Here is a 26,829-nt window from a genome sequence, read left to right on the forward strand (position 1 = left end):
ACGCACCGCTGCGTCACGGTGCTGCCACCCCGCGAATTGTCGGGGGGCCGATGCACGCCCTGGTCAGGGCCTATCCCATCATTGCCCCGGGCGCCGTGGGTCGCGCTGAGCCGAGGGTGAGGGAAGGGCGTCGTGGGCGAGATCAATCACTTCGAGTACGGGTGGATCACACCCGCGCTCAGCTACGCGTTGTCGGTGCTCGGCTCGGCGCTCGGCCTGGTCTGCGCCGGGCGGATCCGGACCGCCACCAGCGCCGGCCAGCGCGCCTGGTGGGGCCTGCTGGCCGCCTGGGCGCTCGGCGGCACGGCGATCTGGGCCATGCACTTCATGGCGATGCTCGGCTTCGCCGTCGGCGGCACCCGGATCCGCTACGACGTGCCGCTGACGGCCGCCAGCACGGCGATCGCGGTGGCGGCGGTCGGCATCGGGCTGGCGATCGTGGGCACCGGCCGGCTGGCCGCGCCCCGGCTGCTCGCCGGCGGGTTCTTCACCGGCGCCGGGGTGGCCGCCATGCACTACACCGGCATGGCCGCGATGCGCCTGGACGGCTCGTTCGGCTACGACCCGCTGCGGGTGACGCTGTCGGTGGTCATCGCGATCGTGGCCGCCACCGTCGCGCTCTGGCTGGCGATGACCGTCCGGCGGGGGCTCGCCATCGCCGCCTCGGCACTGGTCATGGGCATCGCGGTGAACGGCATGCACTTCACCGGCATGAGCGCGCTGTCGGTGCACCTGCACGAGAGCCGCGGACCGGCCTCCGGCACCGAGGTGAGCGGACTGCTGGTGCCGATCGTGCTGGCGGTGGTCTTCGGTGTGGTCGGGCTCGTCTACGCGTTGCTCGCCGCGCCGTCGGACGACGACCGGGCCGGGGCCGCGTACGTCAGCGCGCGTCTCGACGAGGGGCCGCAGACCGTGGCCGCCGAGCCCGCGCCCGACCCGGTCGGCCTGCGCGCCCGCTCGACACTGGCGCAGCCCGGCGCTCAGTTCCCGACCCGCCGGAGCACAGACCGCCCCTAGTGATCAACTGATCACGATCGGTCGCCGGTCAGAGCGTCGACGAGGCGGCGGCACGAGCCGGCCAGGTTCCAGCGCTGCGCCAGCTCCAGCAGCCGGTCCGGGTCGGCGGGGGACGTCGGCAGTGCCGGGTCCAGCTGGGGCAGCGGCACGTCGGTGGCGACCCGGACCACCTTCGGCGCCACGGCCAGGTAGTCGCGGGCGGCGTCGAGCTTGGCCCGCAGCCCCGGCGCGAAACCGGAACGGGGGTCGTCGAGCGCGGCCAGGATGCCGTCCAGCCCGCCGTAGCGGTCGATCAGCCGCGCGGCCGTCTTCTCGCCGACACCGGCGACGCCGGGCAACCCGTCGCTGGGGTCGCCGCGCAGCGCCGCGAAGTCGGCGTACCGGTCGGCGGGCACGCCGTAACGGGTGCGGACCGCCGCGTCGTCGCAGTCGTCCAGCTTGGCCACGCCCCGGCCGACGTAGAGCAGACGCACCGGGTGCGCGTCGTCGACGAGCTGGAACAGGTCGCGGTCGCCGGAGACCACCTCGACCGGGCCCGGCTGGGTCACCGCGAGCGTGCCGAGCACGTCGTCGGCCTCGTAGCCGTCGGCGCCCACAGCGGGGATGCCGAGCGCGTCCAGCACCTCCAGGATCATCGGCACCTGCGGTGACAGCGTGTCCGGCACGACCTCGCCGCCCTCGGGTGCGACCCGGTGCGCCTTGTACGACGGCAGCAGCTCCACCCGCCACGCCGGCCGCCAGTCGTGGTCGAGCGCGCAGATCATCCGGTCGGGCCGGCGGGTGCGCACGAGCTGAGCGAGCATGTCGAGGAAGCCGCGAACGGCGTTGACGGGCTGGCCGTCGCCGGTCTTCGCGGCCGACTCGGGGATCCCGAAGTAGGCGCGGAAGTAGAGGCTGGGGGAGTCGATCAGAAGGATCGGCTGTCGGTGTGCCACGGCGACAAGCCTTCCACAGCCCTGTGACGGGATGGGGGAGGCGACCGCCGGACCGGAAAACCTGGGGGCGCACGGGGCATGGCATGAGCAGACTGGCGGGGTGAGCTTCGTACCCGGCCTGACCCTGGCCCGCCGGTTCCACGACGAGGTGGTGGGTCCGCTGCTGGCGCGGCGGCTGCCCGGCCTGCCGTACTCCGCCGGTCTGCTCGACGGCGGCTCCGAGCTGCTCGGCCTCGACACGCCCCGCTCCACCGACCACGACTGGGGCCCGCGTACCCAGGTCTTCGTGGGCAGCGCGCACGACGTGGCGCCGGTACGGGCGGCGCTGGACGCCGAGTTGCCGGCGCGGTTCCTCGGCTGGCCGACCCGCTACGCGAGCGGGCCGGAGGCGCGGCTCGGCACGGCCCGCGCCGACGGCGACCGGCACGGCGTTCCGGTGGACGAGCTGGGCGGGTGGCTGCGGGAGCGGCTCGGCGCCGACCCGCGCGCCGGACTGACGACGGCGGACTGGCTGGCGACGCCGACGCAGCGGCTCGCCGAGCTGACCGGGGGAGCGGTGTTCCACGACGGGCTCGACGGCGCGCTCACCGCCGTTCGCGCCCGGCTCGCCTGGTATCCGGACGACGTGTGGCGGCACGTGCTGGCCGCCGGATGGCAGCGGGTCGCGCAGGCCGAGCACCTGGCCGGCCGGTGCGCCGAGGTCGGCGACGATCTGGGCAGCCGGGTCGTGGTCGCCGGGCTGGCCCGGGATCTGATGCGCCTCGGCCTGCTGCTGCACCGGCGCTGGCCCCCGTACGCGAAATGGCTCGGCACGGTGTTCGCGGCGCTGCCGGGCGCGGCGCCGGTGGTGGACGGACTCGCCGCCGCGCTCGGCCCGGGCGACTGGCCGGCCCGGCAGCCCGGCCTGGTCCGGGCGCTGGAGACGGTCGCCGGCTGGACGAACGGCGCGACGCTGGCGGCGCCGGTGGATCCGGCCGCGCGGCCGTTCCACGGCCGGCCGTTCCTGGTGCTGCACGCGGGCCGGTTCGTCGAGGCGCTGCGCGCCGCGATCACCGACCCGGAACTGCGCGACCGGCCGCCGGTGGGTGCGGTGGACCAGTACGTGGACAGCGTGGACGTGCTCACCCACGCGGACCGCGCCCGCCGGGTGGCCGCGGTGGTTGTCGGCCCGCCGGGCGGAGCCTAGACTCCGATTCGAGTCGCATCGATCCGCGACTGTCTATCTCGTCTCCGAGGGTCCGGGCCGCCCGTCGCAGGCGCCTCGCCGGCGAGGACGCCGCCCCGTGCGGCGTTCCCACCACCGAGGAGAACAGCATGCTGTCCAGAATGAGCAGACTCCGGCTGCTCGGCGCGGCGCTGGCCGCCGCCGGGCTCGCCGTCGCAGCGGCGCTCGCCGTCCCCGGGCCGGCCTCGGCCGCCGCGCTGACCGAGGTGACGAACTTCGGCGCCAACCCGAGCAACCTGCGCATGTACCTGTACGTCCCGGACACCGTGGCGGCCCGGCCCGGGCTGCTCGTGGTCAACCACTACTGCACCGGCAGCGGTCCGGCCATGTACTCCGGCACCCAGTTCGCGTCGCTCGCCGACCGGTACGGCTACATCGTGGTCTACCCGTCGGTGACCCGCAGCAGCAAGTGCTTCGACGTCTCCTCGCCCCAGGCGCTGCGCCGCGACGGCGGCAGCGACCCGGTGGGCATCAAGTCGATGGTGGACTACGTACGGCAGCGCTACCCGGTGGAGTCGCAGCGGATCTTCGTCACCGGCACCTCGTCCGGCGCGATGATGACGAACGTGCTGCTCGGCGACTACCCGGACGTGTTCCGCGCCGGTGCCGCCTTCGCCGGTGTGCCGTTCGGATGCTTCGCCACCACCAACGGCTCCGAGTGGAACAGCGAGTGCGCCAACGGCCAGGTGCTGAAGACCCCGCAGCAGTGGGGTGACCTGGTACGCAACGCCTACCCCGGCTACACCGGTCCGCGTCCGCGGATGCAGATCTGGCACGGCACCAACGACGAGACGCTGCGCTACCCGAACTTCGGCGAGCAGATCGACCAGTGGACGAACGTGAACGGGCTGAGCCAGACGCCCGCGTACACGGACAGTCCGCAGCCCGGCTACACCCGCACCCGCTACGGCGGCACCGGCGGCACCGCGACCGTCGAGGCGATCAGCATGCAGGGCGTCACGCACAACCTGCCGGTCGACGCGGCGCAGGTCATCCGCTTCTTCGGCCTGGACTCGTCCACGCCGCCGCCGACCACCGCGCCGCCGACCACGCCCCCGCCGACCACCGCGCCGCCCACCACGCCGCCGCCCACCACGCCCCCGCCCACCACGGCGCCGCCGACCACGCCGCCGCCGTCGGGGGCCTGCCGGGTCGGGTACGTGGTGAACGCCTGGAACAACGGCCTGACCACGGCGGTGACGATCACCAACACGTCCACCACGGCCATCAACGGCTGGAGCCTCGCGTTCACGCTGCCCGGTGGTCAGACGATCACCGGCGGCTGGAACGCGACGTACAGCCCGTCCAGCGGCGCGGTGACCGCCCGCAACGTGTCCTACAACGCGTCGATCCCGCCGGGCGGCTCGGTGGACATCGGCTTCCAGGCCACCCACACCGGCAACACCGGCAGTCCCGCCTCGTTCACGCTCAACGGCAGCACCTGCACCACCTCCTGAGCGGGTCGCGCCGGCGTCCCGGCCGCGCCCGCCCCGACCGGGGCGGGCGCGGCCGGGCATGACCGCACCGGCGGCGGGTACCCGTGCCGGACGGACACCGGCGGGAACCGAAGGAGCGGATATGAAGGTCCGAAGCTCCCTGCGCGCGCTCAAGCGCAAGGCCGACTCGATAGTGGTCCGGCGCCGGGGCAAGCTGTTCGTCCTCAACAAGTCCGACCGGCGGCAGAAGGCCCGGCAGGGCTGAGGCCGCCGTCGCCGCGCGACCGGCTCAGCAAGTTCGAGACGCAGGTGTGGGGCGCGACGGCGTGACGGTGGCGGCGGGCACGTCGTCCACCTCGGCGCGCCCGGCCAGGCGGGCGAGCGCGGAGGCGGCCAGCGGCCGGTAGATCCGTACCGAGTCGGCGAGCGCGGAGAAGTGCGAACCCGAGTTGTCGCCGTGGTAGCGGGTGGCGATCTCCACCTGCTCGACCGGCAGCCCGGCGCGGACCAGCCGCAGCAGCGCCGTCATCTCGTACTCGAAGCGGTCACCGGGGATCGTGGTGAGCCAGCCGAGCAGCGCGGCCGGGTAGGCGCGCAGCCCGGTCTGGGTGTCGCGCACGTCCCGGCCGGTCGCCAGGCGGAACGCCACCCGGGTCGCCGCGTTGCCGAACCGGCTGCGCGCCGGGACCTCACCGTCGAACTCGCGGACGCCGAGCGTCGGCGCTCCGGTGGCGCGCATCCGGTCCGCCACGGCGCACACGTCGGGCACACCGTGCTGGCCGTCGGCGTCCACACAGACCACGTCGCGTCCCGGGTGGTGCGTCGAGGCGTACCGGAAGCCGGTGCGCAGCACCACGCCCTTGCCCCGGTTGACCCGGCGGCGCAGCACGGTCGCGCCCCGGGCGCGGGCCGCGTCCAGCACTCCGGCGGCGGCCGGGCCGCTGCCGTCGTCGACGACGAGCACGTCCGCCCCGGGCAGGGCGCCCCGCAGGTCGCCGACCAGCGGCGGCAGCCGGTCACCCGGTCGGTACACGGGCACGAGCACGATCACGGAACCTCCCGGGTGGACTCGCCCGCCGGCAAGGCCCGCCGGGTCGATCGAGGACGCTCGTACCCCGGGCGCGCGGCGGTGAATCACCGCCGGGGCGTGAGGCGTCCGATCCGCTCGGCCGCGCGGGTCAGCGCGCGCTCGCGGCGCAGCGACGCCTCCGGGGTACGCACACCGAGGAAGCCGATCCGGCTGAACGCCCGGGCGGCCCGCTCCCGCCGGACGGGCACCGGGTCGGGCGCGGTCACCGGCACGTCGGCCAGCGCCGGACCGGACAGGCCGAGCACGCGCGCGGCGAGCATCCGGACGCGGGGCAGGTGCCACGGGTGGGAGACCAGCCCGAGCGGGTGCCGCGCGGTGAACTCCGCCGCGCCCAACAGCCCGTCCTGGACGGTGTGCGCCAGGTTCTGCAGCGTGGTGCGGGAGCGGGTCTCGGCCGCCGACCGGGCGTACGCGTCGAGCCCGGCCTCGCGCGCCAGCGCCCGCATCAGCTCCGCCTCCCGGTAGCCGGCGGGCGGGCCGGGCGCGCCGGCCGGGCCGTGCGGCCAGCCGCCGGTGAACACCACCCGGGCGTCCGGCGCGCGGCGGAACGCCTCGGCGTGCGCGCGGACGTAGGCCACCGCGGCCTCGGTGCGCGCGACGCTCTCCGCGGTGAGCCGGTAGCCGTCGTCGCCGGCCACCACCCCACGGCCGAAGACCAGCAGCACGGTGGCGGGAGACGTCATCCCTTCACGGTACGGCGCGGATCACTCGTCGTCCGGCGGCCAGGGTGGCGTGCCGACGCCGGTGATGCGGATGCCGCCCCACGGGTCCACCTCGGCCAGCCGGGCCCGGGTGACCCGTTCGCCGATCCGGACCTCCACGTCGCGGCGGCCGGAGCGCAGCAGCCGGACCAGGCGCGGTTCCGGCTCGACCCGCCCGGCCCAGTGGTAGCGGCCGTCGACCGGCTCGAACCGCCCGCCGCCGTGCAGCCGCACCGTGGTGCCGGCGATCCGGGCCGTACCCTCCCAGGTCACCTGTCGATCCGTTCGTGCGCGCGGGTCAGCTCCGGTGGCAGGTCCGCGCCCCGGCGGACCCCCTCGATGCCGCTCCACAGCAGCGTGGTCAGGTATTCGGTGAGCGCGGCCCGGTGGATCGGCTGCCCGTGCGTGGTCCACCAGTCGCCGACCGCCTGCACGAACCCGACCAGCCCGTACGCCCACGGCTCGGCCGGGCCGGCGTCGAGGCCGAGCGCACGCAGCCGGTCGCCGATGACCCGGGCCAGCCCGGTCGCGACCTGTCGGCTGGTGCCCGTCACCACCTGCTGGATGCCGGGATGCCCGGACTCGTGCACGAGGAACCGGTAGAGCGACGGCTCGTACTCGACCACGCTCAGGTACGCGTCGATGGTCGCCTCGACCAGCGCGCGCTCCTCGCGTACCTGCTCCACGGCGGGGGCGATGGCGGCGACCACGCGCGCCGCGACCACCTCGCTGACCGCCAGCCAGAGCTGTGCCTTGTCGGCGAAGTAGCGGTAGAGCACCGGTTTGCTGACCCCGGCGGTGGCGGCGACCTGGTCCATGTCGACGCTCGGGCCGTGCTGCAGCAGCGCCTGCACGGCCGCCGCGATCAGTTCCTGCCGCCGCTGTTCACGGTGGTCGGCCCAGCGGTCGCGCCGCCCGCCGGAGCGGGGTGCGGCCGGCTCCCGGGGGGCGTCGGGGCCATTGACATCGGTGGTGGTCCGTCGCATGCTACCACTCGTAACAGTTACTCGAAGTTACGTCAATATGGAGGGGTCATGGCCGGATTCCCGCGCGAGGCGGTCGCCGACCGCCTGCTCTCCGCCTCGGTGCGCACCAGCTACGACCCGATGGTCGACATCGACTGGTCGGCGCCACCGGTGCCCGGCGCGTACTGGATGCCGCCGACGCGCAGCAGCCTCTACGGCACGTCCCTGTGGGACGGACTGACCGAGGACCAGCGGGTCGAGCTGACCAAGCACGAGGTCGCCAGCGCCGCCGCCGCCGGGATCTGGTTCGAGACGATCCTCATGCAGATGCTGATCCGGCAGTACTACGACGCGGACCCGACCAGCCGGCACGCCCAGTACGCCCTCACCGAGGTCGCCGACGAGTGCCGGCACTCCGTCATGTTCGGCCGGCTCATCGAGGCCACCGGCGCGCCGGTCTACCGCGCCGAGCCGTTCGACCACCTGCTCGGGCGATGGCTCAAGTCCACCGCGACCGGCCCGCAGATGTACGCGGCCATCCTGATCGCCGAGGAGATCCTCGACTCGTTCCAGCGCGAGATCATGGCCGACGAGTCGTTGCAGCCGCTGATCCGGATGGTGTCGCGCATCCACGTGGTGGAGGAGGCCCGGCACGTCCGCTTCGCCCGCGACGAGCTGACCCGCCAGGTCGAGGCCGCCGGGCCGGTGGCGCTCGCGTACGCGCGGCTGGTGATCGGCCGGGCCGCGTACTCGATCACGCGACGCCTGGTCCACCCGCGGGCGTACGCGGCGGTCGGGATCGATCCGGCGGCCGGGCGGGCCGCGGCGCGTACGAACCCGCACTGGCGGGCCACGCTGCGCTGGTCCGCGCAGCGGATCGCCGACCACCTGACCGACCTGGGTCTGGTCGCCGGGCCGGGCCTGGTGCTGTGGCGCCGGGCCGGGCTGGTGGAGGGCTGACCGGCGGCGACCCGAAGGGGAAAGGATCGCCGCCGGCCGCCCGGTCAGGAGGTGGGGAAGTCGTCGGCGGTACGGATCCGGTCGCGCATGTACGCGCCGGACTCGGTGAGCACCGACGTCCCGCCGAACGAGCCGGACGCGCAGGTGCCCGGCCGCAGCGCCGCCGAGCCCTCGGGGGCGTCGGAGAACGTCCAGTTCGCGTAGCTGATCTTCAGCCGGTCGAGCAGGTCGAGCCAGGCGTTGCTGCTCGCGGTGTCGACGGCGCCGTCACCGGTGTAGGTGACGGTGCCGAACTCGGTGACGAACAGCGGCAACCGGCTCGCCGCCCGCTGCACCTCGTTGCGGTAGTTGTCCTTGTGCGACGCGGCGTAGAAGTGGAACGTGTACATGATGTTCTGCGCCCGCACCGGGTTGTTCACGATCTCGTCGGAGTTACTGCCGTCGGACACACCCAGCGAGGACCATCCGCGGGTGCCGACGATGACCACCGCGTCCGGGTCGTTGGCCCGGATCACCGGGATGACCTGCTCGGCGTAGGTGCGGATGGTCGACCAGCTCACCCCGTTGGGTTCGTTGGTGATCTCGTAGATCACGTTCTTCTTCGCCGCGTTGCGCGCCGACACGGTGGCGAAGAACGTCTTGGCCCGGTCCAGGTTGTACATCGGGTCGCCGGGGGTCAGCGTGTGGAAGTCGATCAGCGCGTACATGCCCCGCGCCTCGGCCTTGTCCACGAGCGTGTTCACCTGGGCGGTGAAGCCGGCCGGGTTGGTCTCGTAGCCCTGCTCCTGCACGTACATCGAGACGCGCAGCAGGTCGGAGCGCCACTCGTTCGCCAGCACGTCCAGTGAGGCGTCGGTGTAACAGTTGGCGAACCACTGCAACCCGTGCGTGCTCATACCGCGCAGCTGGATCGGCCGCCCGTACTGGTTGCAGAGGTTGACGCCGCACACCTGGAGCTGGCCGTTGATCGCCACCGGCGTGGTGCCGGTCGGCGGCGGGGTGGTGGGTGGCGGGGTGGCGGGCGGGGGAGTGGTCGGCGGCGGCGTGGTCGCGGGCGGCGGGGTGCTCGTGCCGCCGGTGCAGACCGTGCCGTTGAGCGTGAACGACGTGGGGTTCGGGTTCGACCCGGTCCATGAGCCGTTGAAGCCGATCGTGGTGCTCGCGCCGGTGCCGAGCGTGCCGTTGTAGTCCAGGCTGCGCGCGGTGACCGCCGAGCCGCTCTGCTGCCAGGTGGCCGACCAGCCCTGCACCAGGCGCTGGCCGCCGTCGGGGAAGGTGAAGCCCAGCGTCCAGTTGCTCACCGGATCGCCGAGGTTGCGCACCGCCACGTTCGCGGTGAAGCCGCCGGGCCAGGAGTTGGTGGTGTAGGTGACGGCGCAGCCGGTCGCCGCCATCGCGTTCGGCGAGGGCAGGACGGCCACCGCCGCCAGGGCGAGCGCGCCGACCGCGCCGCCGGCGAGCAGGTGCCGCCGGGACGGGCGGGGAATCGAGAACATGCGGGAAGGTCCCATCGCTGGATGGTGATCGGACGGTGCCCGTCGTGAACCTGCCCGGAAAGCCCGACGCGGCGGCCTGGGGGGAGCGCTCCCAGGCCGAGCGTAGAGGTGGACGCCGATGCGTGCAACAACTGCGGCTCAGCGGCCGCCGCGCCGCCCGCCGTAGAGCCGCAGCGCGTTGCAGACGTCGAACACACCCGGCACGTCCCAGGCCAGCTCGGCGGCGACCAGGCGGGTCTCCGGGTCGGCCACCAGGCCGGCGAGGATGACCACCCGGTTCTGCACGGTCACGGTGATCTGCTGCCGGCGGGTGGTCCAGTCGGCGCTGAGCCGCTGCGCGACGAGCGACGCGAGCCGGGTGTCCGCGTCGTCGGGCTCCGGTCCGCCGCCGGTGTACGGGAACTCGGGGTACGGCCAGGGCATCACCACGGGGAGGGCTCCTTCTGTTCGGTCAGGACCGGTCGCCGGGTTGCGGGGCCCGGCGCCGGGGCGCGGCCGTCGACGACGGTGAAGACGCCGTCGAGCCGCATGGTGTGCAGCACGGTGAGCACGAACCGCGACGGCGACAGCAGACACAGTTGCCGTCCGTCGCGCCGCGCGTCCTGGTGCGCGCGCACCAGCAGGCTGAGCCCGGCGGAGTCGATCACCTCCAGGCCGGACAGGTCGACCAGCTCCATGTCGTCGCGGTGGGAGCGCTCGGCGAGGGCGCGGCGGACCGCGGTGGCCGGGTCGACGTCGTGCGCCGCCGGGGTGCCGGCGACCTGTTCCAGATCGTCCATGCCCAGGCCGTCGTCGGCGATGACCGCCCGGGTGCTGCACCGGGGACAGTGGTGGGGGCCGGACGCGAACGGAGAGCCGACCCAGTCGTGCTCGAACACGAGCGTCCACACCACCTCGGCGTCGGGCAGCGTGGCGCCGGTGCCGGTGACGCTGTCGCCGCAGCCGTCGCAGATGAGCATCATCAGGTGGTCAGCGGGTACGACAGTCACACCTCCTCCTTCCGCCGGCCGCCGCCCGCACCGGGCGGCGTCTGGCCCTCCGGCTCCGGCCGGCCCGCGGCGACCACCGCCAGCACGACCGCCACGGCGGCGAAGCCGGTCTGCACCACCAGCGGCAGCACCGGCGATCCGTCGGTGCGGTGGTCCACCAGGCCGACCACGATCGCGCCGAGCAGCGCGGACGCCACGCCGAGCGCGAGTGTCAGCCACACCGGGACGGCCTTGCGCCCCGGCAGAACGAGGCGTCCCAGCCCGCCGACGGCCAGACCCACCACGAGCGCTCCGACGAGCGTGCTGCCGGTCACCACTCCTCCTCAGCGAGATGCGGACGCGACCCGGGCCCGGCCGCGCACGGCCGGACGGGGCGTGTCGACGACAGGTACGGCACCGAGCCCGGAGTTCTCCAGGATGCGCCGGATCCGTGGAGGTGGATTGCTCAGCGTGAGCAGGCCGCCCTGCCGCGCCAGCCGGCGGTGCACGTCCAGCAGCAGCGCGACGGCGGCGGGGTCCACATGCCGGCACCCGGCGAGGTCGACGGTCAGCTCGCGGGGCCGCAGCGCGAGGATGCGGTCCAGCACGTGGGCGACCTCGGCCAGCCCGGCGGGGTCCAGCTCGTCGGTGATGTCCACGCGCACGTGCGGCACGGCGGACTCCGGCGGGGACGGCAGGCTGGCAGGCATCGGGTCGCTTCCGTGACGGGATCGGGTCAGTCCCCACTCTGCGCAGGGATCTTGGAGGTCACCGGACGGTTGTATGACGGTTCGATGACAAAAACCACGAACGGCCCACGCGATTGGGCGACCCGTGCCGGGCCGGTCATGATGCCCATATGACGGCCGTACTGGTGATCGAGGACGACGACCGCATCCGGCTCGCGCTGCAGCTCGCCCTGGAGGAGGAGGGCTACGAGGCCGACGGCGCGCCGACCGCCGAGGACGGGCTGCGCCGGCAGCGGGAGAAGCCGGCGGACTACGTGCTCGTCGACCTCATGCTGCCCGGCATGAACGGGTTCGACTGCATCCGTCAGCTGCGCCGCGACGACGACGTACCGGTCGTGGTGATCAGCGCCCGCGACGACACCCACGACATCGTCGCCGCGCTGGAGGCCGGTGCCGACGACTACGTGGTGAAGCCGGTCGCGATCAAGGAACTGTCCGCCCGGCTGCGGGCGCTGCGCCGGCGCGTCCGCACGGTGGCCGGGCCGGTGCCCGCCCAGTTCTTCGGCGACCTGGAGATCAGCGCGGAGGCCGGCGAGGTGCGGCGCTCGGGCCGGCCGGTGCCGGTGACCCGCACCGAGTTCCGGCTGCTCTGCGAGCTGGCCGAGCACGCCGGCCGGGTGCTGTCGCGCCAGCAGCTGCTCAGCCGCGTCTGGGGCTACGAGACCGGTGACGAGCGGCTCGTCGACGTGCACGTGGGCCGGCTGCGCCAGAAGATCGAATCCGACCCGGCCAACCCGCGCCACCTGGTCACCCTGCGCGGCCTCGGCTACAAGCTCCAGCGATGACCCGCCCCGGCCTGCGCGCCCGGGTCACCGCGGCGTTCGCCGTCGGTGCGTTGCTGCTGTCGGCGCTGATGGCCCTCTTCTCGTACGACCTGACCCGGCGCTCGCTGCTCGACGAGCGGGAGCGCACCGCGGTCCGGGCCGCCTACTACGACGCCGCAGTGGTTCGCTCCGGCCTGGACACCGGCACCCCGGACGTGGTGGCCGTGCTGCGCTCGCTCGACACCGGCAGCGCCCGCCGTCCGCTGCTGCACCTGCCCGACGGCTGGTACGCCCGGACCGCCGACGTGGGCGCCCGCTCGGTGCCGGTGGAGTTGCAGCGGATGGTGGCCGACGGCAAGCCCGCGGTGCAGCGGATCCGGCTCGACGGGCAGCCCGCGCTGCTGGTGGGCGTGCCGCTGCCCGGCGCGCTCGGCTACTACGAGCTGACCTCGCTGCGGGAGGTCGAGGAGACGTTCCAGGTGGTGGGCCTGGCGCTGATCGCCGTGGCGATCATGGTCGCCGGCGCGGGCGCGGCGCTCGGCTGGTACGCCACCCGGCACAGCCTGCGGCCGCTCACGGCGGTCGCCGACGCGGCGGAACGGATCGCCGCGGGTGACTTCGCCACCCGGCTCGACCCGACCACCGATCCCGACCTCACGCGCCTGTCCAGCTCGTTCAACGAGATGGTCGACAAGCTGGTGCACCGGATCGAGCGGGACCGGCGCTTCGCCGCCGACGTGAGTCACGAGCTGCGTTCGCCGTTGCAGACGCTGGCCGCCGCCGCGAGCGTGCTCCACCGCCGCCGGGAGCACCAGGACGAACGCACCGCGACCGCGGCGGGCCTGGTCGCCGACGAGGTGACCCGGTTCCAGCGCCTGGTCGACGACCTCATCCAGCTGGCCCGCACCGAGCAGCCGGCCCACCGCGAGACGGTCGACGTGGTGGAGCTGGCCCGGACGGTCTGCCGGGAACGGTCGCTGCCGGAGAGCCTGGTGACAGTCGACGGCGACGCCCCGCGCCTGTGGTGGGTCGACCGGCGCCGGTTCGCCCAGACGCTTCTGAACCTGCTGGAGAACGCCGAGCGGTACGGCGGCGGACCGGTCACGGTACGCCTGGCCGGGCGCGACGGCGTGGGCGTGCTGGAGGTCGATGACGCCGGTCCGGGCGTGCCACCCGGCGACCGCGAGATCATCTTCGACCGGTTCGTCAGGGGGCGGGCGGCGCACGACCGGGCCGGCACCGACGGCACCGGCCTCGGGCTCGCGCTGGTGGCGCAGCACGCCGCCGCGCACGGCGGTACGGCCGCGGTGCTGGACCGCGAGCCCGGCGCCCGGTTCCGGGTCGAGCTGCCCGGGGCGCTGCGATGAGCCGGCGGCGGCTCCTGCCCGGCCTGCTCGCGGTCGTGCTGCTGGCCGGCTGCGGGGTGCCGGTGGACGACGAGCCCCGCCCGGTGCAGACGCCGCCGGGGGCGTTCCCGACTCCCACGGTGTCCTCGACCGCCGACGTGGACGGGCGGGTGGACGAGCCGTTCTGCTTCGTCCGCGACGACGGGCTGGTCGTGGCCACGCGCCGGGTGGACGGGCTGCCCGGCGTGGACGCGCATCTGCAGCACCTGCTGGCCGGGCCGGACGGCGGCGAGCGCCGTCAGGGGCTGGCCACGGCGCTGCCGGGCACGGTGGCGGTGGCCGGCGCGACGCTGGCCGGCACGCTGGCGACAGTCGACGTGCGCCAGGCGGGGGAGGAGACCGGCCGCAACGACGAGGTGCTGGCCTTCGGGCAGATCGTGTGCAGCCTCACTCAGCGGCCGGACGTGTACAGCGTGGCGTTCCGCCGGGACGGGCAGCCGCTGGAGGTGCCCCGCGCGGACGGAAGCCTCTCCGCGCTGCCGCTCACCGCCGCCGACTACCGGCCGCTGCTGCCTCGTTGACGTGCCCCTACCGGCTCTATGTCCGGATATGACACTAAATCTCCATCGTCCGTTCGGTTGATTTGATGGTGGCCTTTGGTCTAGTGTGGCTGGCACGACCGGTGTGGGAGGCCACCCGTTCTCCGAGGACAGGAAGGGCAGCATGACCACGATGACCATGGCATCGACCGCGACCGAGGTGCAGCGCGCGCCGCAGACCGGTGAGGAGAGCCGCGCCAGTGAGCTGATCGTGGCGCTCGCCGCGCTGCCCGCCGACCACCCGCAGCGGGCCGCCCTGCGCAACCAGGTCATCGAGGCGTGGCTGCCGCTGGCGAACCACCTGGCCGCCCGCTACAGCGGTCGCGGCGAGCCGGCCGGCGACCTGGCCCAGACCGCCGCGCTCGGCCTGATCAAGGCCGTCGACCGGTTCGACGCCTCGCGCGGTGTCGACTTCGCCGGCTTTGCCATCCCGACCATCCTCGGCGAGATCAAGCGGCACTTCCGCGACCGCACCTGGAACATCCGGGTGCCGCGTCGCCTCCAGGAGCTGCGGCTGCGCATCTCCGAGGCGAACAGCACGCTGACCCAGACGCTCAACCGGGCCCCGACCGTCGCCGACATCGCCGCCCACCTCGACGTCACCGAGGAAGAGGTGCTGGAGGGCCTGGAGGGCGCCCGCGCGTACAACGCGGTCTCGCTGTCCACCCCGATCGGCGACGGCGACAGCGCCACCGAGCTGGGCGACACGCTCGGCACCGAGGACAACGAGTACGAGCTGGCCGAGCTGCGCGCCTCGCTCGGCCCGGCGCTCGCCACGCTCGACGAGCGGGAGCAGAAGATCCTCACGCTGCGCTTCTACGGCAACCTGACCCAGAGCGAGATCGCCGCCCGGGTCGGTGTCTCCCAGATGCACGTGTCCCGGCTGCTCGCCCGCGCCCTGACCAAGCTGCGCGGCCAGCTCACCGAGGCCTGATCCACCCGCACCGCGACCCCCACCGGCCCGGCCGGCGGGGGTCGCGTCGTGTGTCGGGGTCGCGTCGTGTGTCACCAGCGCGAGGGCGGGGGCGGCGGCACCACCGGCGGCCGGTCGTCGCAGGTGACGGTGTTCGGCAGCAGCCACGGCGCCAGCCAGCCGCCGTCGTTGCCGCCGAGGTCGGCCAGGCCGAACTCCGACCCGTCCGGGGTGAAGTGGAACGACCCGCAGTTGTTCACACCGACCGCGCCCACGCTGCGGGCGTTCACGTTCGCGAAGCTCGCCCCGCCCGCCGTACGCGCGCTGACCACCGACGTGCCGGTGCCGTCGACCCGGATGTCGCGGAAGCGGACGTTGTCGATGCGGACGCTGTCCTTCACCGGCCAGTCGCTGACCAGCATGATCGCGTTGTAGGTGCTGTCCAGGTACGCGTCGCCGGTCACCTGGATGTCCGCGGCGTCGATGCTGCGGTCCAGCGCGTAGAACCAGATCGCGCCGAGGCCGATGTTCCAGTTCAGGTCGTACGTGCCGGCCCGCACCGTGGTGTTGCCGGTGATCAGCAGCCGGCCGGTGAACGGCTCGGCCCCGAACCGGGAGCCCACCTGGATCGCGCTGCCCTCGCGTACCGGGTCGGCGATCAGGTTGTGCGCGACGGTCAGGTCGGTGCCGCCGTACAGCGCGATGCCGTTGGCGAGCACCGGCGACTGCACGGTGTTGTACGCGAACGTGTTCGACGCGTTCGCCGTGCCTTCCGACCACATCGCCAGCGCGTCGTCGCCGCTGTTGCGGACCACCGAGTTCGTCACCGACGAGTGCGTGACGCCGGTGTGGAGGTTCAGCCCGTCGGCGATCTGGTCGGCGATCACCGTGTTCGTGACCCGCAGGCCGGTCATCGGCCCGTCGAACCACATGCCGACCTTCGTGTGGTGCAGGTAGAGGCCGTCGATCGTGCTGTGGTTCAGCGCCCCGCCGACTGCGTTGACCTGGTCGGTGTCGATCCGCTCGCGTACGTCGCCCTCGATCGCGAAACCGGACAGGTGCACGTCGCTGCTGCCGCCGTCGGCGGCGTCGCGGCCGTAGAAGCCGACACCCGTGTGCCGGGAGCCGTCGGGCGCTGGGGTGCCCAGGGCGACCTCGCGCCCCCGCACGATCGTGTACCAGCTCCCGGCCCCGGCGATCGTCACGTCGTCGACGACGATGTGCCGGTTGACCTGGTAGGTGCCCGGCGGCAGGTAGAGCGGGCGGTCCATCCGGCGGGCGTACGCGATGGCCCGGTCGAACGCGTCGGCGGACTCCCGCCGGCCGGTCGGGTCGGCGCCGAAGGACAGCGCGTCCACCGCGCGGGGGACCACGCGGGGCGGCGCGACCAGGTGCGCGTCCACCAGGTCGATGACCGTCCACGCGGCGGCCGAGCCGCGCGGCGCGGTCAGCCGGACCACCTCACCGCCCCGATGGGTACGACCGAGCAGCAGGCGCTGCTCGTCGTAGAAGTGGTGCGGCCGGAACGGCTTGCTGATAACCGGCGTCGGCGTGGTGGCCGCCGGGACGCAGGAGCACTCGGTGATCCACCAGTCCGGGTGCAGCAGGTCGGCGCCGGGGTCGTTGGTGAACGGGTACTGGTTGTAGAGCCAGGCGTACTGCGAGGTCAACGTCATGGTGCGGGCGCGCGCGTGCCCGACGGACACCCGCAGCGGCGCGGTGATCCCGCCGCCGCCCGGCGCGTCCGGGATGCTGTAGCGCACGGTCAGCGCGTTCGTGGGCCGGGGGAGCGTGAGTTCGACGTACTGGCCGGGCAGCAGCCGTACGGCCCGGCGGCCGGACGCCTCACCGGCGAGTGTGTACGCCGACCGGTCCGGCCCGATCACGGTGCCGGTGGTCCGGCCGTGCTCCGCCTCCTGTTCGACGTAGTCCACTGTCGCGCCGCGCCCGGCCACCAGCGCGGGGTCGAGCCCGGCGCGGGTCACCACGGGAGCCGGTCCGCGCGGCGGGCCCGCCGTGGCGGCGCCGGGCGGGACGAGCAGGGCGGCGGCGACGACCAGCGCCGCGAGGATCCTCGGCACGCTCCGCGACATCGGAGCACCCACTTTCTCGGGGGACGGGTGGCCCCGGCGGCGCAGGCCATCGACAAGGTTCCCCATGTTATTCCGCTGCTCTGTCGCCTTTCAAGCATCAATCTGCTCGCATCTTTCGGACCGGCTGCGGCCGTTCGCGGCAAGACCCGACCCGCTCCGGCTGTTCATTTCTTGCAAGAATCCGACGTACGATTGCCGCCGTGACGAAGCGCCTGACCGAGGTGGCCCGCAAGGCGGGCGTCAGCGAGGCGACGGTGAGCCGGGTGCTGAACGGCCGCGGCGGCGTGTCCGAGGCGACCCGGACCGCCGTGCTGACCGCCCTCGACGTGCTCGGATACGAGCGCCCGAGCAAGCTGCGCGGCGAGCGCGCCCGCCTGGTCGGCCTGGTGCTGCCGGAGCTGCAGAACCCGATCTTCCCGGCGCTGGCCGAGGTGGTCACCGGCTCCCTCGCGCAGCGCGGCTTCACCCCGGCGCTGTGCGCCCGCACCATCGGTGGCGTGCCGGAGTCCGGGTACGTGGAGATGCTGCTCGACCACCAGGTCAGTGGCGTCATCTTCGCCGGTGGCTCGTACGCCCTGGCCGACGCCTCGCACGAGCACTACCGGCGCCTGACCGACCGTGGCCTGCCGGTGGTGCTGGTGAACGCCGGCGTCGAGGAGCTGGGCTTCCCGCGGGTGTCCACGGATGACGCGGTCGCCGTCGAGCAGGCGTACGGGCACCTGCGCTCCCTCGGCCACGAGCGTATCGGCATGGTGCTCGGCCCGGCCGACCACGTGCCGTCGCGCCGCAAGCTCGACGCGATGGTCCGGGCCGCCGGCTGGGGCGAGGACCGGTCCCTGGTGGAGCGGTCCAGCTTCTCCATGGAGGGCGCGCGGGTCGCGGCCACGAAGCTGATCGAGCGCGGCGCCACCGGGATCGTCTGCGCCAGCGACGTGCTGGCGCTGGGCACCATCCGGGCCGCCCGCCGCCTGGGTTGCGCCGTGCCGGCCGACGTCTCGGTGGTCGGCTTCGACGACTCGGCGTTCATGACCTGCACCGACCCGCCGCTGACCACTGTGCGGCAGCCGATCGAGACGATGGGCCAGGCCGCCGTCGACCTGCTGGTGACCCAGATCGAGGGCGCCGGCGTGCTGCACGACGAGCTGCTGTTCGAGCCCGAGCTGGTGGTACGCGGCTCCACCGCCCCCGCCCCCCGCCGCTGACCCCCGGCGGGCTCCGCCCGCCCGCCCCGCGTCGCCGCGCCCCGCCGCGTCCGTCGATCTTGGAGTTGTGGCGCCCGGAATGCGGCCTAGTTCCGGTATCCGAGGTGCCACAACTCCAAGATCGACGAGCCACTCGCACCGCAGTCGAGTTCTTGCATTCCTGCGTTCGCATCTTGCTGGGTTCGGTACGCGTCGCTACAGTGACTCCACTCACACCTGACCCGGGGCGCGGTTTCCGGAGGCAGGGCGCGCGCGGCTGCCGTTCCACCACCTGAGGGCAGCCGCGCGGTCACCGCACATCAGTGAAGGCCATGGATACACCCGTTCCCGAAGGGATGGACAGATGTCCGTACCGCAGTATCGGAAGGTCGCGGCCGTGGCGCTCGCGGCCGGCCTCGGGCTCAGCCTTGCGGCGTGCTCCACAAAGAGCGACGACAGCAGCGACGCCGGCGGCAAGGTCACCATCACCGTCGACTGCCAGCCGGTCGGCGCGCAGAAGGAACTGCTGAAGAACTGGAACGACGACGTCGCCGAGTTCCAGCGGCAGAACCCGGACATCGTCGTCAAGAGCGTCAGCGTCGGCGAGCAGTGCAACAACCCGCCGGACTTCACCGCCCGCCTCGCCGGCGGCACCGTCACCGACGTGTTCTACGGCTACATGACCGACCTGCAGCAGGTGCTGGACTCCGGCCAGGCGATGGACATCGGCCAGTACGCCACAAAGGACACCATCCCCACCTGGGACAGCGTCGACCCGGCGCTCAAGGAGGTCTTCACCGACGGTGGCAAGCTCTACGCCGTACCGGTGAAGAACTACTCGATGGGCCTGATCTACAACAAGGCGCTGTTCCAGCGGGCCGGGCTCGACGTCAACAATCCGCCGAAGACCTGGCCCGAGGTGCGGGCCGCGGCCAAGAAGATCTCCGCGCTCGGCGACGGCATCGCCGGGTACGCCGAGTACAGCGCCGGCAACACCGGCGGCTGGCACTTCACCTCGCTGCTCTACTCCCAGGGCGGCCAGGTGCTCAGCGCCGACGGCAAGAAGGCCGACTTCAACAACGCGATGGGCAGGCAGGTCCTGCAGAACCTCAAGGACATGCGGTACGGCGACAACAGCATGGGTGCCCGGCAGCTGCTCCAGTGGGGTGACCTGCTCACCAACGCCGGCGCCGGCAAGGTCGGCATGTTCATCGGCGCGCCGGACGCGACCCAGGCGATCGTCAGCCAGTTCCAGGGCAAGTACCAGGACTGGGCGATGGGCCCGCTGCCCGGCCAGGACGGCCCGGCCAAGGCGACGCTCGGCGGCGGCGAGGGCTACTTCTTCAAGAAGGGCCTGAGCCCGGAGCAGGTGAAGGCCGGCCTGAAGTGGCTCGCCTACCAGAAGCTGACCCCGGGTAAGGGCCAGTTCGACTACGTGCGCGCCAAGCCGCAGAACTACCCGGTCGGCCTGCCCCAGCCGCTGCTGTTCGCGAACGGCAGCGACGCGCAGAAGCAGGAGTTGGAGCTGCGCAAGGCCAACGCGAACGTGGACACCACCAACTTCGCGGTCTTCGAGGCCAACCCGGTGCCGATCAAGGGCGAACCGCGTAACGCCCAGGCGATCTACGCGGTGCTCGACGCCGCGATGTCCGGGGTGCTGACGAACCCGAACGCGAACATCGACGCGCTGCTCAAGACCGCCGAGGACAAGGTCAACCAGCTGCTGGCCGCGCAGAGCTGACCCGACCGGAGGTGGGGCCGGCGCACCGGCCCCACCTCCCCGAGCACCGCAGGAGTCGTCTTGGCGCTCACCACCGCCCCCGGTGCCACCCGCCGTCCCGGCCCCGTCGCGCCGCCGTCGTCGCGTACCGCCGGACGCCGCACCGGCCTCGGCCGCAAGGTCCGGGACAACCTCACCGGGCACACGTTCCTCATCGGCGCTGTCGTCTGCTTCGCCGTCTTCTCCTGGTACCCGATGGTCCGCGGCGTCGTGATTAGCTTCCAGCGCACCCGCCGGGGCGAGACCACCTGGGTGGGCTGGGACAACTACAGCCGGATCATCGCCGATCCGAGCTTCTGGACCGCCTGGAAGAACACGTTCGTCTTCACCGGCCTGGCGCTGGTGCTCGGCTACCTGGTGCCGTTCTTCGTCGCGATCCTGCTCAACGAGCTGCGCCACGCCAAGGGCTACCTGCGGGTGCTGGTCTACCTGCCGGTGATGCTGCCGCCGGCCTCAGCGCTGTTCCTGTTCAAGTTCTACGCGTACGACCCGAGCGAGGCGGGGCTGTTCAACGCGATCCTCACCGCGCTGGGACTGCCCACGTCGGAGTGGATGCAGTCGCCGACGATGACGATGCCGGCCATGGTGATCGCGTCGACCTGGATGAACATGGGCGGCGCCGTGCTGATCTACCTGGCCGCGCTGCAGAACATCCCCGGCGAGCTGTACGAGGCCGCCGAGATCGACGGCGCCGGGGTGTGGCGGCGCATCCGGCACGTGACGATCCCGCAGACCCGGCTGATCCTGGCGCTGCTGGCGATGCTCCAGATCGTCGCCACCATGCAGTTGTTCATCGAGCCGCTGATCCTGGCCAACGGCGCCGGTACGCAGGACTCGGCGACCTCCGTGGCGTACCTGATCTACCAGCACGGGTTCTTCCAGAACGACCTCAACGGCGCCGCCGCGCTCGGCGTGATCATGTTGGTGGTGCTGGCCGGGTTCTCCGCCGTCTACCTGCGACTGACCGCGAGACAGGACTAGGATATGGCCGCCGACAGCACCAACCGTACCCTCATCTCCCACGCCCAGCTGCGGCGCGGTCGCGGCCGCGTCCTCTACTGGGTCGTGCTGTCAGTGGTCGTCGCCGGGTTCACGCTGGTGTTCCTCGGCCCGCTCTACTGGATGGTCACCGGCGCGCTGAAGTCCGGCCAGGAGATCGCCCAGACGCCGCCGACGCTGTTCCCGCGCGATCCGCAGCCGGGCAACTACGTCGACGCCTGGACCAACCTGGATCTCGCGAAGCTGCTGTTCAACACGTTCTACTACGCGGCCGGGGCGGTGCTGTTCCAGCTCGTGTTCGACACCGCCGCGGCGTACGCGCTGTCGAAGCTGCGCCCGGTGCTGGGCAGGCTGATCCTCGGCATGATGCTGGCGACGCTGATGATCCCGGCGATGGTGCTCATCGTCCCGCAGTACGTGACGGTGATCGACCTGCCGATCGTGCACGTCAACCTGCTCGACTCGCCGTTCGCGATCTGGCTGCCGCTGGTGGCGAACGCGTTCAACATCTTCCTGCTGAAACGGTTCTTCGACTCGATCCCGGAGGACCTGATGGCCGCCGCCGTGATGGACGGCGCCTCGCCGCTGCGCACGCTCTGGTCCATCGTCCTGCCGATGTCCCGCCCGATCCTCGGCGTGGTCGCGATCTTCGCGGTGACGGCGGTCTGGAAGGACTTCCTCTGGCCGAAGCTGGTCATGCCGTCGCCGGAGACGCGGACCGTCAGCGTCGGCATCTACGCCTTCGCCGGCGGCACCCCGATGAACGTGGTCATCGCCGCGTCGGTGATCGCCGCCATCCCCACCGTCGTGCTGTTCCTGATCTTCCAGCGCAACATCATGTCCGGCCTGACCACCGGCGGCCTCAAGGGCTGACCGGGCCGCCGCACGGCCGCCGCCGGCCGAACCCGCCAGCGCAGAACCGACCCCGCAGAAAGCAGGTGCCCGTGTCCATGGCCGACAACAGCCCGTGGTGGCGCTCCGCGGTGATCTACCAGGTCTATCCGCGCAGCTTCGCCGACGGCGACGGCGACGGGATCGGCGACGTCGCCGGCATCCGGTCCCGCCTGGACCACCTCGCCGCGCTCGGCGTCGACGCGATCTGGTTCAGCCCCTGGTACCCGTCGCCGATGGCCGACGCCGGCTACGACGTGTCCGACTACCGCGACATCGACCCGGTCTTCGGCACCCTCGCCGAGGTCGAGGCGCTGATCGCGGAGGCGCACGCGCTCGGCATCCGCAGCATCGTCGACGTGGTGCCCAACCACTGCTCCGACGCGCATCCGTGGTTCCGGGCCGCGCTCGCCGGCGGCCCGGGCGCGCCCGAGCGGGACCTGTTCTGGTTCCGTCCCGGCCGGGGACCCGGCGGTGACCTGCCACCCACCGACTGGACCGGTGAGTTCGGCGGCCCCACCTGGACCCGCATCACCGACCCGGACGGCACCCCCGGCGACTGGTACCTGCACCTGTTCGCCCCGCAGCAGCCCGACTTCAACTGGGACCACCCCCGGGTCCGTGCCGAGTTCGAGGACATCCTGCGCTTCTGGTTCGAGCGGGGCGTGGACGGCATCCGCATCGACTCGGCCGGGCTGCTCGTCAAGGACGGCACGCTGCCCGAGGTCGGCCCGGACCGGCCGCACCCGTTCCGCGACCAGGACGGCGTGCACGACGTGTACCGCGCCTGGCGGCGCATCGCCGACTCGTACCCGGGCGGGCGCGCACTGGTCGGCGAGGTGTGGCTGCCCGACCGGCAACGGTTCGCTAACTACCTGCGCCCGGACGAGCTGCACACCGCGTTCAACTTCGACTTCCTCGGCTGCGCCTGGGACGCCACCGCGCTGCGGGCGAGCATCGACGGCACGCTCGCCGCGCATGCCCCGGTCGGTGCGCCGGCCACCTGGGTGCTGTCCAACCACGACGTCACCCGCCACGTCACCCGGTACGGCCGCGCGGACACCCGGTTCAGCTTCGCCGCCAAGCGCGAGGGCATCCCCACCGACCTGGAACTGGGCACCCGCCGGGCCCGCGCCGCCGCGCTGCTGTCCCTCGCGCTGCCCGGCGCCGCCTACGTCTACCAGGGCGAGGAGCTGGGCCTCTGGGAGGTCGAGGACATCCCGTACGAGCTGCGGCAGGACCCGATGTGGGAGCGGTCCGGGCGGGTCGACCCGGGCCGCGACGGCTGCCGGGTGCCGCTGCCCTGGCAGGGCGACACCCCGCCGTTCGGGTTCAGCCCGGACGGCGCGACCGCCGCGCCGTGGCTGCCGCAACCGGCGGACTGGAAGGACCGCACGGTCCGCGCCCAGACCGGCGATCCGCACTCGATGCTGGAGCTGTACCGGGCCGCGCTGGCGCTGCGCCGCGCCGAACCGGCGCTCGGCGACGGCACGCTCGCCTGGCTGCCCGCACCGGACGGGGTGCTCGCGTTCGCCCGCGAACCCGGCTTCACCTGCCTGGTCAACCTCGGCGGCGCGGCGGTGCCGCTGCCCGCGCACGACCGGCTGCTGCTCGCCAGCGGCCCACTCGACGACGACCGGCTGCCACCGGACACCGCGGTCTGGCTGCGTACCCGATCGGCCTGACCGCGGCGCCGGCGGCCCCGTCCCGCCGCCGGCGCCGCGACACCGGCGGCCCGTCCCGGCCGCCACCGCGCGACACACCTGGGGAGGAGGAAGGAGAGGCAACGCCGCACGGGGGGATCTGGCCACCGACGAAAGGGAGCACACCCCGCATGGCCGAGCACCGCACCGCGCACCGCCACCGCACCACCGGCGTGGCCGCCCTGGCCGCCGCCGCGCTCGCCGCCTCGACACTCGTCGTCGTGGCGCTCACCACGACCGCCACCCCGGCGTCCGCCGCCGGACTGTCCCCGTTCGACATCACCGGACGCGGCGCCACAGTGCCGTTCCGGGAGCAGGAGGCCGAGCAGGCCGCACACACCGGCACGAAGATCGGCCCCGACCGGCGCTACGGCACGCTGCCGTCCGAGGCGTCCGGCCGGGAGGCGGTCACCCTCGACGCCGTCGGCGAGTACGTCGAGTTCACGCTCACCGCCCCCGCCAACGCGGTCACGTTCCGGTACAGCCTGCCGGACAACGCCGCCGGCACCGGCCGCGACGCCACCATCGACCTGCGCGCCGACGGCACCCTGGTCAAGGCGGTGCCGGTCACCTCCCGGTACGGCTGGTACTACGGCGGCTACCCGTTCCACAACAACCCGGGCGACACCAACCCGCACCACTTCTACGACGAGACCCGGACCATGTTCGGCACCACCTACCCGGCCGGTACGAAGATCCGCCTCCAGGTCTCCTCGACCGCCCAGTCGCCCACGTTCACCATCGACCTGGCCGACTTCGAGCTGGTCGGAGGGCCGATCACCAAGCCGTCCGGCGTGCTGGACGTGGTGACCGACTTCGGCGCCGACCCGACCGGAACCACCGACTCGACGGCGAAGTTCCAGGCCGCCGTGGACGCCGGCAGGGCGCAGGGCCGGGCGGTGTGGATCCCGGCCGGCACGTTCACGCTCTGGGACCACGTGGTGGTCGACGGCGTGACGCTGCGCGGCGCCGGCCCCTGGTACTCGGTGCTCGGCGGCCGGCACCCGACCGACCGTAAACGCGCCGCCGGCATCTACGGCAAGTACGTGCCGGGCGGCGGCTACTCCGGCGAGATCCGCCCGCACGAGGCCGGCGGGCCCAGCCGCAACGTCACGCTGCGGGACTTCGCCATCATCGGCGACATCCGGGAACGCGTCGACGAGGACCAGGTCAACGCCATCGGCGGTGCGATGAGCAACTCGGTGGTGGACAACCTGTGGTTGCAGCACACCAAGGTCGGCGCCTGGATGGACGGGCCGATGGACAACTTCACCATCCGCAACAGCCGCATCCTCGACCAGACCGCCGACGGGGTGAACTTCCACTGGGGCGTCACCAACTCCACAGTCACCAACACGTTCGTCCGCAACACCGGTGACGACGCGCTGGCCATGTGGGCGCAGAGCGTGCCGAACGTCGGCAACTCCTTCACCCGCAACACCATCGGTGTGACGATCCTGGCCAACCACCTGGTCACGTACGGCGGGCGGGACATCACCATCGCCGACAACGTCACCGCCGACTCGGTTACGAACGGCGGCGGCATCCACGTCGCCAACCGCTATCCGGGCGTCACCGGGCCGACCGCCGTGGCCGGCACCATCACCGTGGCCCGCAACACGCTGATCCGTAACGGCAACTCCGACTACAACTGGCAGTTCGGCGTGGGCGCGATCTGGTTCTCCGCGCTCAACGAGCCGATCCAGGGCGCCGCGATCAACATCACCGACACCGACATCCTGGACAGCTCGTACGCGGCGCTGCACTGGATCGAAGGCCAGACCAGCGGCATCTCGTTCGACAACGTCCGCATCGACGGCGCGGGCACGTACGCGCTCCAGGTGCAGGCGCCCAGCCACGTCCGGTTCACGAACGTGCGCGCCACCGGCATCGCGCAGTCCAACCCGATCCACAACTGCGTCGGCAGCGGCTTCCAGATCACCCAGGGCGCCGGCAACTCCGGCTGGTACACGCCCACCCCGTACTGCGGGCCGTGGCCGCAGCCGCAGTGGGGCAACGGCCCGTCCAGCCCGCCCCCGACCAGCCCGGCGCCGACCACGGCAGCGCCGACGACGGCCCCGCCGACCACCGCGCCGCCGACCACGCCGCCGCCGGCCGGCGGGAACCTGGCCCTGGGCCGGCCGGCCACAGCCACCAGCACCACCCAGACGTACGCCGCCGGCAACGCCGTCGACGGCAACCCGGCCAGCTACTGGGAGAGTGCCAACAACGCGTTCCCGCAGTCGCTCACCGTCGACCTCGGCGCGTCCCGCACCGTCGACCGGGTCGTGCTCAAACTCCCGGCCGGCTGGGAACGGCGCACCCAGACGCTCGCCGTGCTCGGGTCCACCGACGGCTCCTCGTACACCACGCTGGCCGCGTCGGCGGGCCGCGTCTTCGACCCGGCGGCTGGCAACAGCGTGTCGATCGCGCTGCCTCCCGGCGACCGCCGGTTCGTCCGGGTCACAGTCACCGGCAACACCGGCTGGCCGGCGGGCCAGCTCGCCGAACTGGAGGTGTACGGCGGCACCACCACACCGCCGCCTGCCACGACTGCGCCGCCCACCACCGCGCCCCCGGCCGGCAACCTGGCGGCGGGCCGGCCGGTCGCCGAGACCAGCCACGCCGACGTGTACGGCGCCGCGAACACCGTCGACGGCAACGCGAACACCTACTGGGAGAGCGCCGGCAACGCCTTCCCCCAGTCGGTGACTGTCGACCTGGGCAGCGCCCGGCCGGTCGCCCGGGTGGTGCTGAAGCTGCCCCCGTCCGCGGCCTGGCAGACCCGCACCCAGACCGTCACCGTGCTCGGCTCCACCGACGGCTCGTCGTTCGCGACGCTCAAGGCGGCGGCGGGCTACACGTTCGACCCGGCGGGCGGCAACAGCGTGTCGATAGCGCTGCCCGCCGGTGACCGCCGCTTCGTGCGGCTGACAGTCACCGGCAACACCGGCTGGCCGGCCGGCCAGCTGTCCGAGTTCGAGGTGTACGCCTCCTGACCCGGCGCGACGGGGACCA

26 protein-coding genes are annotated in these 26,829 nt (G+C 72.9%); 15 read left to right on the plus strand and 11 right to left on the minus strand.

What is annotated here, in order from left to right; all coding sequences use genetic code 11:
- The first annotated feature begins 132 nt into the window (after window positions 1-132).
- Window positions 133-1,017, plus strand: a complete 885-nt coding sequence (locus tag O7611_RS12825; RefSeq protein ID WP_194801572.1) for an MHYT domain-containing protein — start codon at window positions 133-135, stop codon at window positions 1,015-1,017.
- A gap of 11 nt (window positions 1,018-1,028) precedes the next feature.
- Here O7611_RS12825 and O7611_RS12830 read toward each other — a convergent pair whose 3' ends face one another.
- Window positions 1,029-1,952 carry a 5'-3' exonuclease gene (locus O7611_RS12830; protein ID WP_194801571.1) on the minus strand — a complete coding sequence of 308 codons (924 nt, stop codon included), beginning with the start codon at window positions 1,950-1,952 and terminating at the stop codon, window positions 1,029-1,031.
- 100 nt (window positions 1,953-2,052) lie between these two features.
- Here O7611_RS12830 and O7611_RS12835 point away from each other — a divergent pair, with 100 nt between their 5' ends.
- The 3 genes from O7611_RS12835 (at window position 2,053) to O7611_RS12845 (ending at window position 4,878) form a co-directional block, all read left to right on the plus strand.
- The gene (locus O7611_RS12835; protein WP_194801570.1) at window positions 2,053-3,138 is read left to right on the plus strand and encodes a DUF4037 domain-containing protein; all 1,086 of its coding nucleotides are present in this window, start codon (window positions 2,053-2,055) and stop codon (window positions 3,136-3,138) included.
- A gap of 128 nt (window positions 3,139-3,266) precedes the next feature.
- Window positions 3,267-4,634 carry an extracellular catalytic domain type 1 short-chain-length polyhydroxyalkanoate depolymerase gene (locus O7611_RS12840; RefSeq protein ID WP_269696880.1) on the plus strand — a complete coding sequence of 456 codons (1,368 nt, stop codon included), beginning with the start codon at window positions 3,267-3,269 and terminating at the stop codon, window positions 4,632-4,634.
- A 121-nt stretch (window positions 4,635-4,755) separates the two neighbouring features.
- Window positions 4,756-4,878: a ribosomal protein bL36 gene (locus tag O7611_RS12845; RefSeq protein ID WP_043324353.1), complete on the plus strand. Its 123-nt coding sequence runs from the start codon at window positions 4,756-4,758 to the stop codon at window positions 4,876-4,878.
- 24 nt (window positions 4,879-4,902) lie between these two features.
- Here O7611_RS12845 and O7611_RS12850 read toward each other — a convergent pair whose 3' ends face one another.
- The 4 genes from O7611_RS12850 to O7611_RS12865 all read right to left on the minus strand — a co-directional run bounded on the left by O7611_RS12850 (window position 4,903) and on the right by O7611_RS12865 (window position 7,390).
- Window positions 4,903-5,658, minus strand: coding sequence for a glycosyltransferase family 2 protein (locus tag O7611_RS12850; protein ID WP_269696881.1), 756 nt, complete (start codon window positions 5,656-5,658; stop codon window positions 4,903-4,905).
- Between the two features lie 89 nt (window positions 5,659-5,747).
- On the minus strand, window positions 5,748-6,386 hold the full coding sequence (locus tag O7611_RS12855; protein ID WP_194801567.1) for a YdcF family protein: 639 nt from the start codon (window positions 6,384-6,386) through the stop codon (window positions 5,748-5,750).
- A 21-nt stretch (window positions 6,387-6,407) separates the two neighbouring features.
- Complete coding sequence (locus O7611_RS12860; protein ID WP_194801566.1) at window positions 6,408-6,677, minus strand: DUF4873 domain-containing protein; 270 nt, start codon at window positions 6,675-6,677, stop codon at window positions 6,408-6,410.
- Window positions 6,674-7,390 carry a TetR family transcriptional regulator gene (locus O7611_RS12865; protein WP_135239979.1) on the minus strand — a complete coding sequence of 239 codons (717 nt, stop codon included), beginning with the start codon at window positions 7,388-7,390 and terminating at the stop codon, window positions 6,674-6,676. Before O7611_RS12865 ends, O7611_RS12860 begins: the two co-directional genes overlap by 4 nt.
- 48 nt (window positions 7,391-7,438) lie before the next feature.
- Here O7611_RS12865 and O7611_RS12870 point away from each other — a divergent pair, with 48 nt between their 5' ends.
- Window positions 7,439-8,329 carry an AurF N-oxygenase family protein gene (locus O7611_RS12870; RefSeq protein ID WP_194801565.1) on the plus strand — a complete coding sequence of 297 codons (891 nt, stop codon included), beginning with the start codon at window positions 7,439-7,441 and terminating at the stop codon, window positions 8,327-8,329.
- Window positions 8,330-8,373: 44 nt separating this feature from the next.
- On the opposite strand, the gene O7611_RS12875 is transcribed toward O7611_RS12870, so the two are convergent.
- From O7611_RS12875 to O7611_RS12895, 5 genes are all read right to left on the minus strand, one after another.
- Window positions 8,374-9,825: a cellulase family glycosylhydrolase gene (locus O7611_RS12875; RefSeq protein WP_194801785.1), complete on the minus strand. Its 1,452-nt coding sequence runs from the start codon at window positions 9,823-9,825 to the stop codon at window positions 8,374-8,376.
- Window positions 9,826-9,963: 138 nt separating this feature from the next.
- The gene (locus O7611_RS12880; RefSeq protein ID WP_013476931.1) at window positions 9,964-10,254 is read right to left on the minus strand and encodes a BON domain-containing protein; all 291 of its coding nucleotides are present in this window, start codon (window positions 10,252-10,254) and stop codon (window positions 9,964-9,966) included.
- A complete protein-coding gene (locus O7611_RS12885; protein WP_194801564.1) occupies window positions 10,248-10,814 on the minus strand; it encodes an STAS domain-containing protein in 567 nt (188 codons plus the stop codon). The genes O7611_RS12880 and O7611_RS12885 overlap by 7 nt, the downstream gene beginning before the upstream one ends.
- Complete coding sequence (locus O7611_RS12890) at window positions 10,811-11,128, minus strand: GlsB/YeaQ/YmgE family stress response membrane protein (protein WP_194801563.1); 318 nt, start codon at window positions 11,126-11,128, stop codon at window positions 10,811-10,813. The genes O7611_RS12885 and O7611_RS12890 overlap by 4 nt, the downstream gene beginning before the upstream one ends.
- Before the next feature lie 9 nt (window positions 11,129-11,137).
- Complete coding sequence (locus O7611_RS12895; RefSeq protein WP_194801562.1) at window positions 11,138-11,503, minus strand: STAS domain-containing protein; 366 nt, start codon at window positions 11,501-11,503, stop codon at window positions 11,138-11,140.
- Window positions 11,504-11,652: 149 nt separating this feature from the next.
- On the opposite strand from O7611_RS12895, the gene O7611_RS12900 reads away from it, so the two are divergent.
- The 4 genes from O7611_RS12900 to O7611_RS12915 all read left to right on the plus strand — a co-directional run bounded on the left by O7611_RS12900 (window position 11,653) and on the right by O7611_RS12915 (window position 15,185).
- Window positions 11,653-12,327, plus strand: coding sequence for a response regulator transcription factor (locus O7611_RS12900; protein WP_194801561.1), 675 nt, complete (start codon window positions 11,653-11,655; stop codon window positions 12,325-12,327).
- Complete coding sequence (locus O7611_RS12905) at window positions 12,324-13,673, plus strand: sensor histidine kinase (protein ID WP_194801560.1); 1,350 nt, start codon at window positions 12,324-12,326, stop codon at window positions 13,671-13,673. The genes O7611_RS12900 and O7611_RS12905 overlap by 4 nt, the downstream gene beginning before the upstream one ends.
- Window positions 13,670-14,233 carry a GerMN domain-containing protein gene (locus tag O7611_RS12910; protein WP_269696882.1) on the plus strand — a complete coding sequence of 188 codons (564 nt, stop codon included), beginning with the start codon at window positions 13,670-13,672 and terminating at the stop codon, window positions 14,231-14,233. Before O7611_RS12905 ends, O7611_RS12910 begins: the two co-directional genes overlap by 4 nt.
- Window positions 14,234-14,375: 142 nt before the next feature.
- Entirely contained in the window at window positions 14,376-15,185 is an 810-nt protein-coding gene (locus O7611_RS12915) for a SigB/SigF/SigG family RNA polymerase sigma factor (RefSeq protein ID WP_194801558.1), read from the plus strand.
- Window positions 15,186-15,256: 71 nt separating this feature from the next.
- Here the strand turns inward: O7611_RS12915 and O7611_RS12920 are convergent, their stop codons facing one another.
- The gene (locus O7611_RS12920; protein WP_269696883.1) at window positions 15,257-17,257 is read right to left on the minus strand and encodes a glycosyl hydrolase family 28-related protein; all 2,001 of its coding nucleotides are present in this window, start codon (window positions 17,255-17,257) and stop codon (window positions 15,257-15,259) included.
- A gap of 200 nt (window positions 17,258-17,457) precedes the next feature.
- Here O7611_RS12920 and O7611_RS12925 point away from each other — a divergent pair, with 200 nt between their 5' ends.
- From O7611_RS12925 to O7611_RS12950, 6 genes are all read left to right on the plus strand, one after another.
- A complete protein-coding gene (locus tag O7611_RS12925) occupies window positions 17,458-18,459 on the plus strand; it encodes a LacI family DNA-binding transcriptional regulator (protein WP_194801556.1) in 1,002 nt (333 codons plus the stop codon).
- Window positions 18,460-18,802: 343 nt separating this feature from the next.
- Complete coding sequence (locus O7611_RS12930) at window positions 18,803-20,179, plus strand: ABC transporter substrate-binding protein (RefSeq protein WP_269696884.1); 1,377 nt, start codon at window positions 18,803-18,805, stop codon at window positions 20,177-20,179.
- 60 nt (window positions 20,180-20,239) lie between these two features.
- Window positions 20,240-21,199, plus strand: a complete 960-nt coding sequence (locus tag O7611_RS12935; RefSeq protein WP_269696885.1) for a carbohydrate ABC transporter permease — start codon at window positions 20,240-20,242, stop codon at window positions 21,197-21,199.
- Between the two features lie 3 nt (window positions 21,200-21,202).
- Window positions 21,203-22,090: a carbohydrate ABC transporter permease gene (locus O7611_RS12940; protein WP_194801553.1), complete on the plus strand. Its 888-nt coding sequence runs from the start codon at window positions 21,203-21,205 to the stop codon at window positions 22,088-22,090.
- 77 nt (window positions 22,091-22,167) lie between these two features.
- A complete protein-coding gene (locus O7611_RS12945; protein ID WP_194801784.1) occupies window positions 22,168-23,793 on the plus strand; it encodes a glycoside hydrolase family 13 protein in 1,626 nt (541 codons plus the stop codon).
- 149 nt (window positions 23,794-23,942) lie between these two features.
- Window positions 23,943-26,810 (plus strand): discoidin domain-containing protein, encoded by a 2,868-nt coding sequence (locus O7611_RS12950; protein ID WP_269696886.1) that lies wholly within the window; start codon window positions 23,943-23,945, stop codon window positions 26,808-26,810.
- The last annotated feature ends 19 nt before the right edge of the window (window positions 26,811-26,829 follow it).

The organism is Micromonospora sp. WMMC273, from assembly GCF_027460285.1.
Classification (GTDB): Bacteria; Actinomycetota; Actinomycetes; order Mycobacteriales; family Micromonosporaceae; genus Micromonospora; species Micromonospora aurantiaca.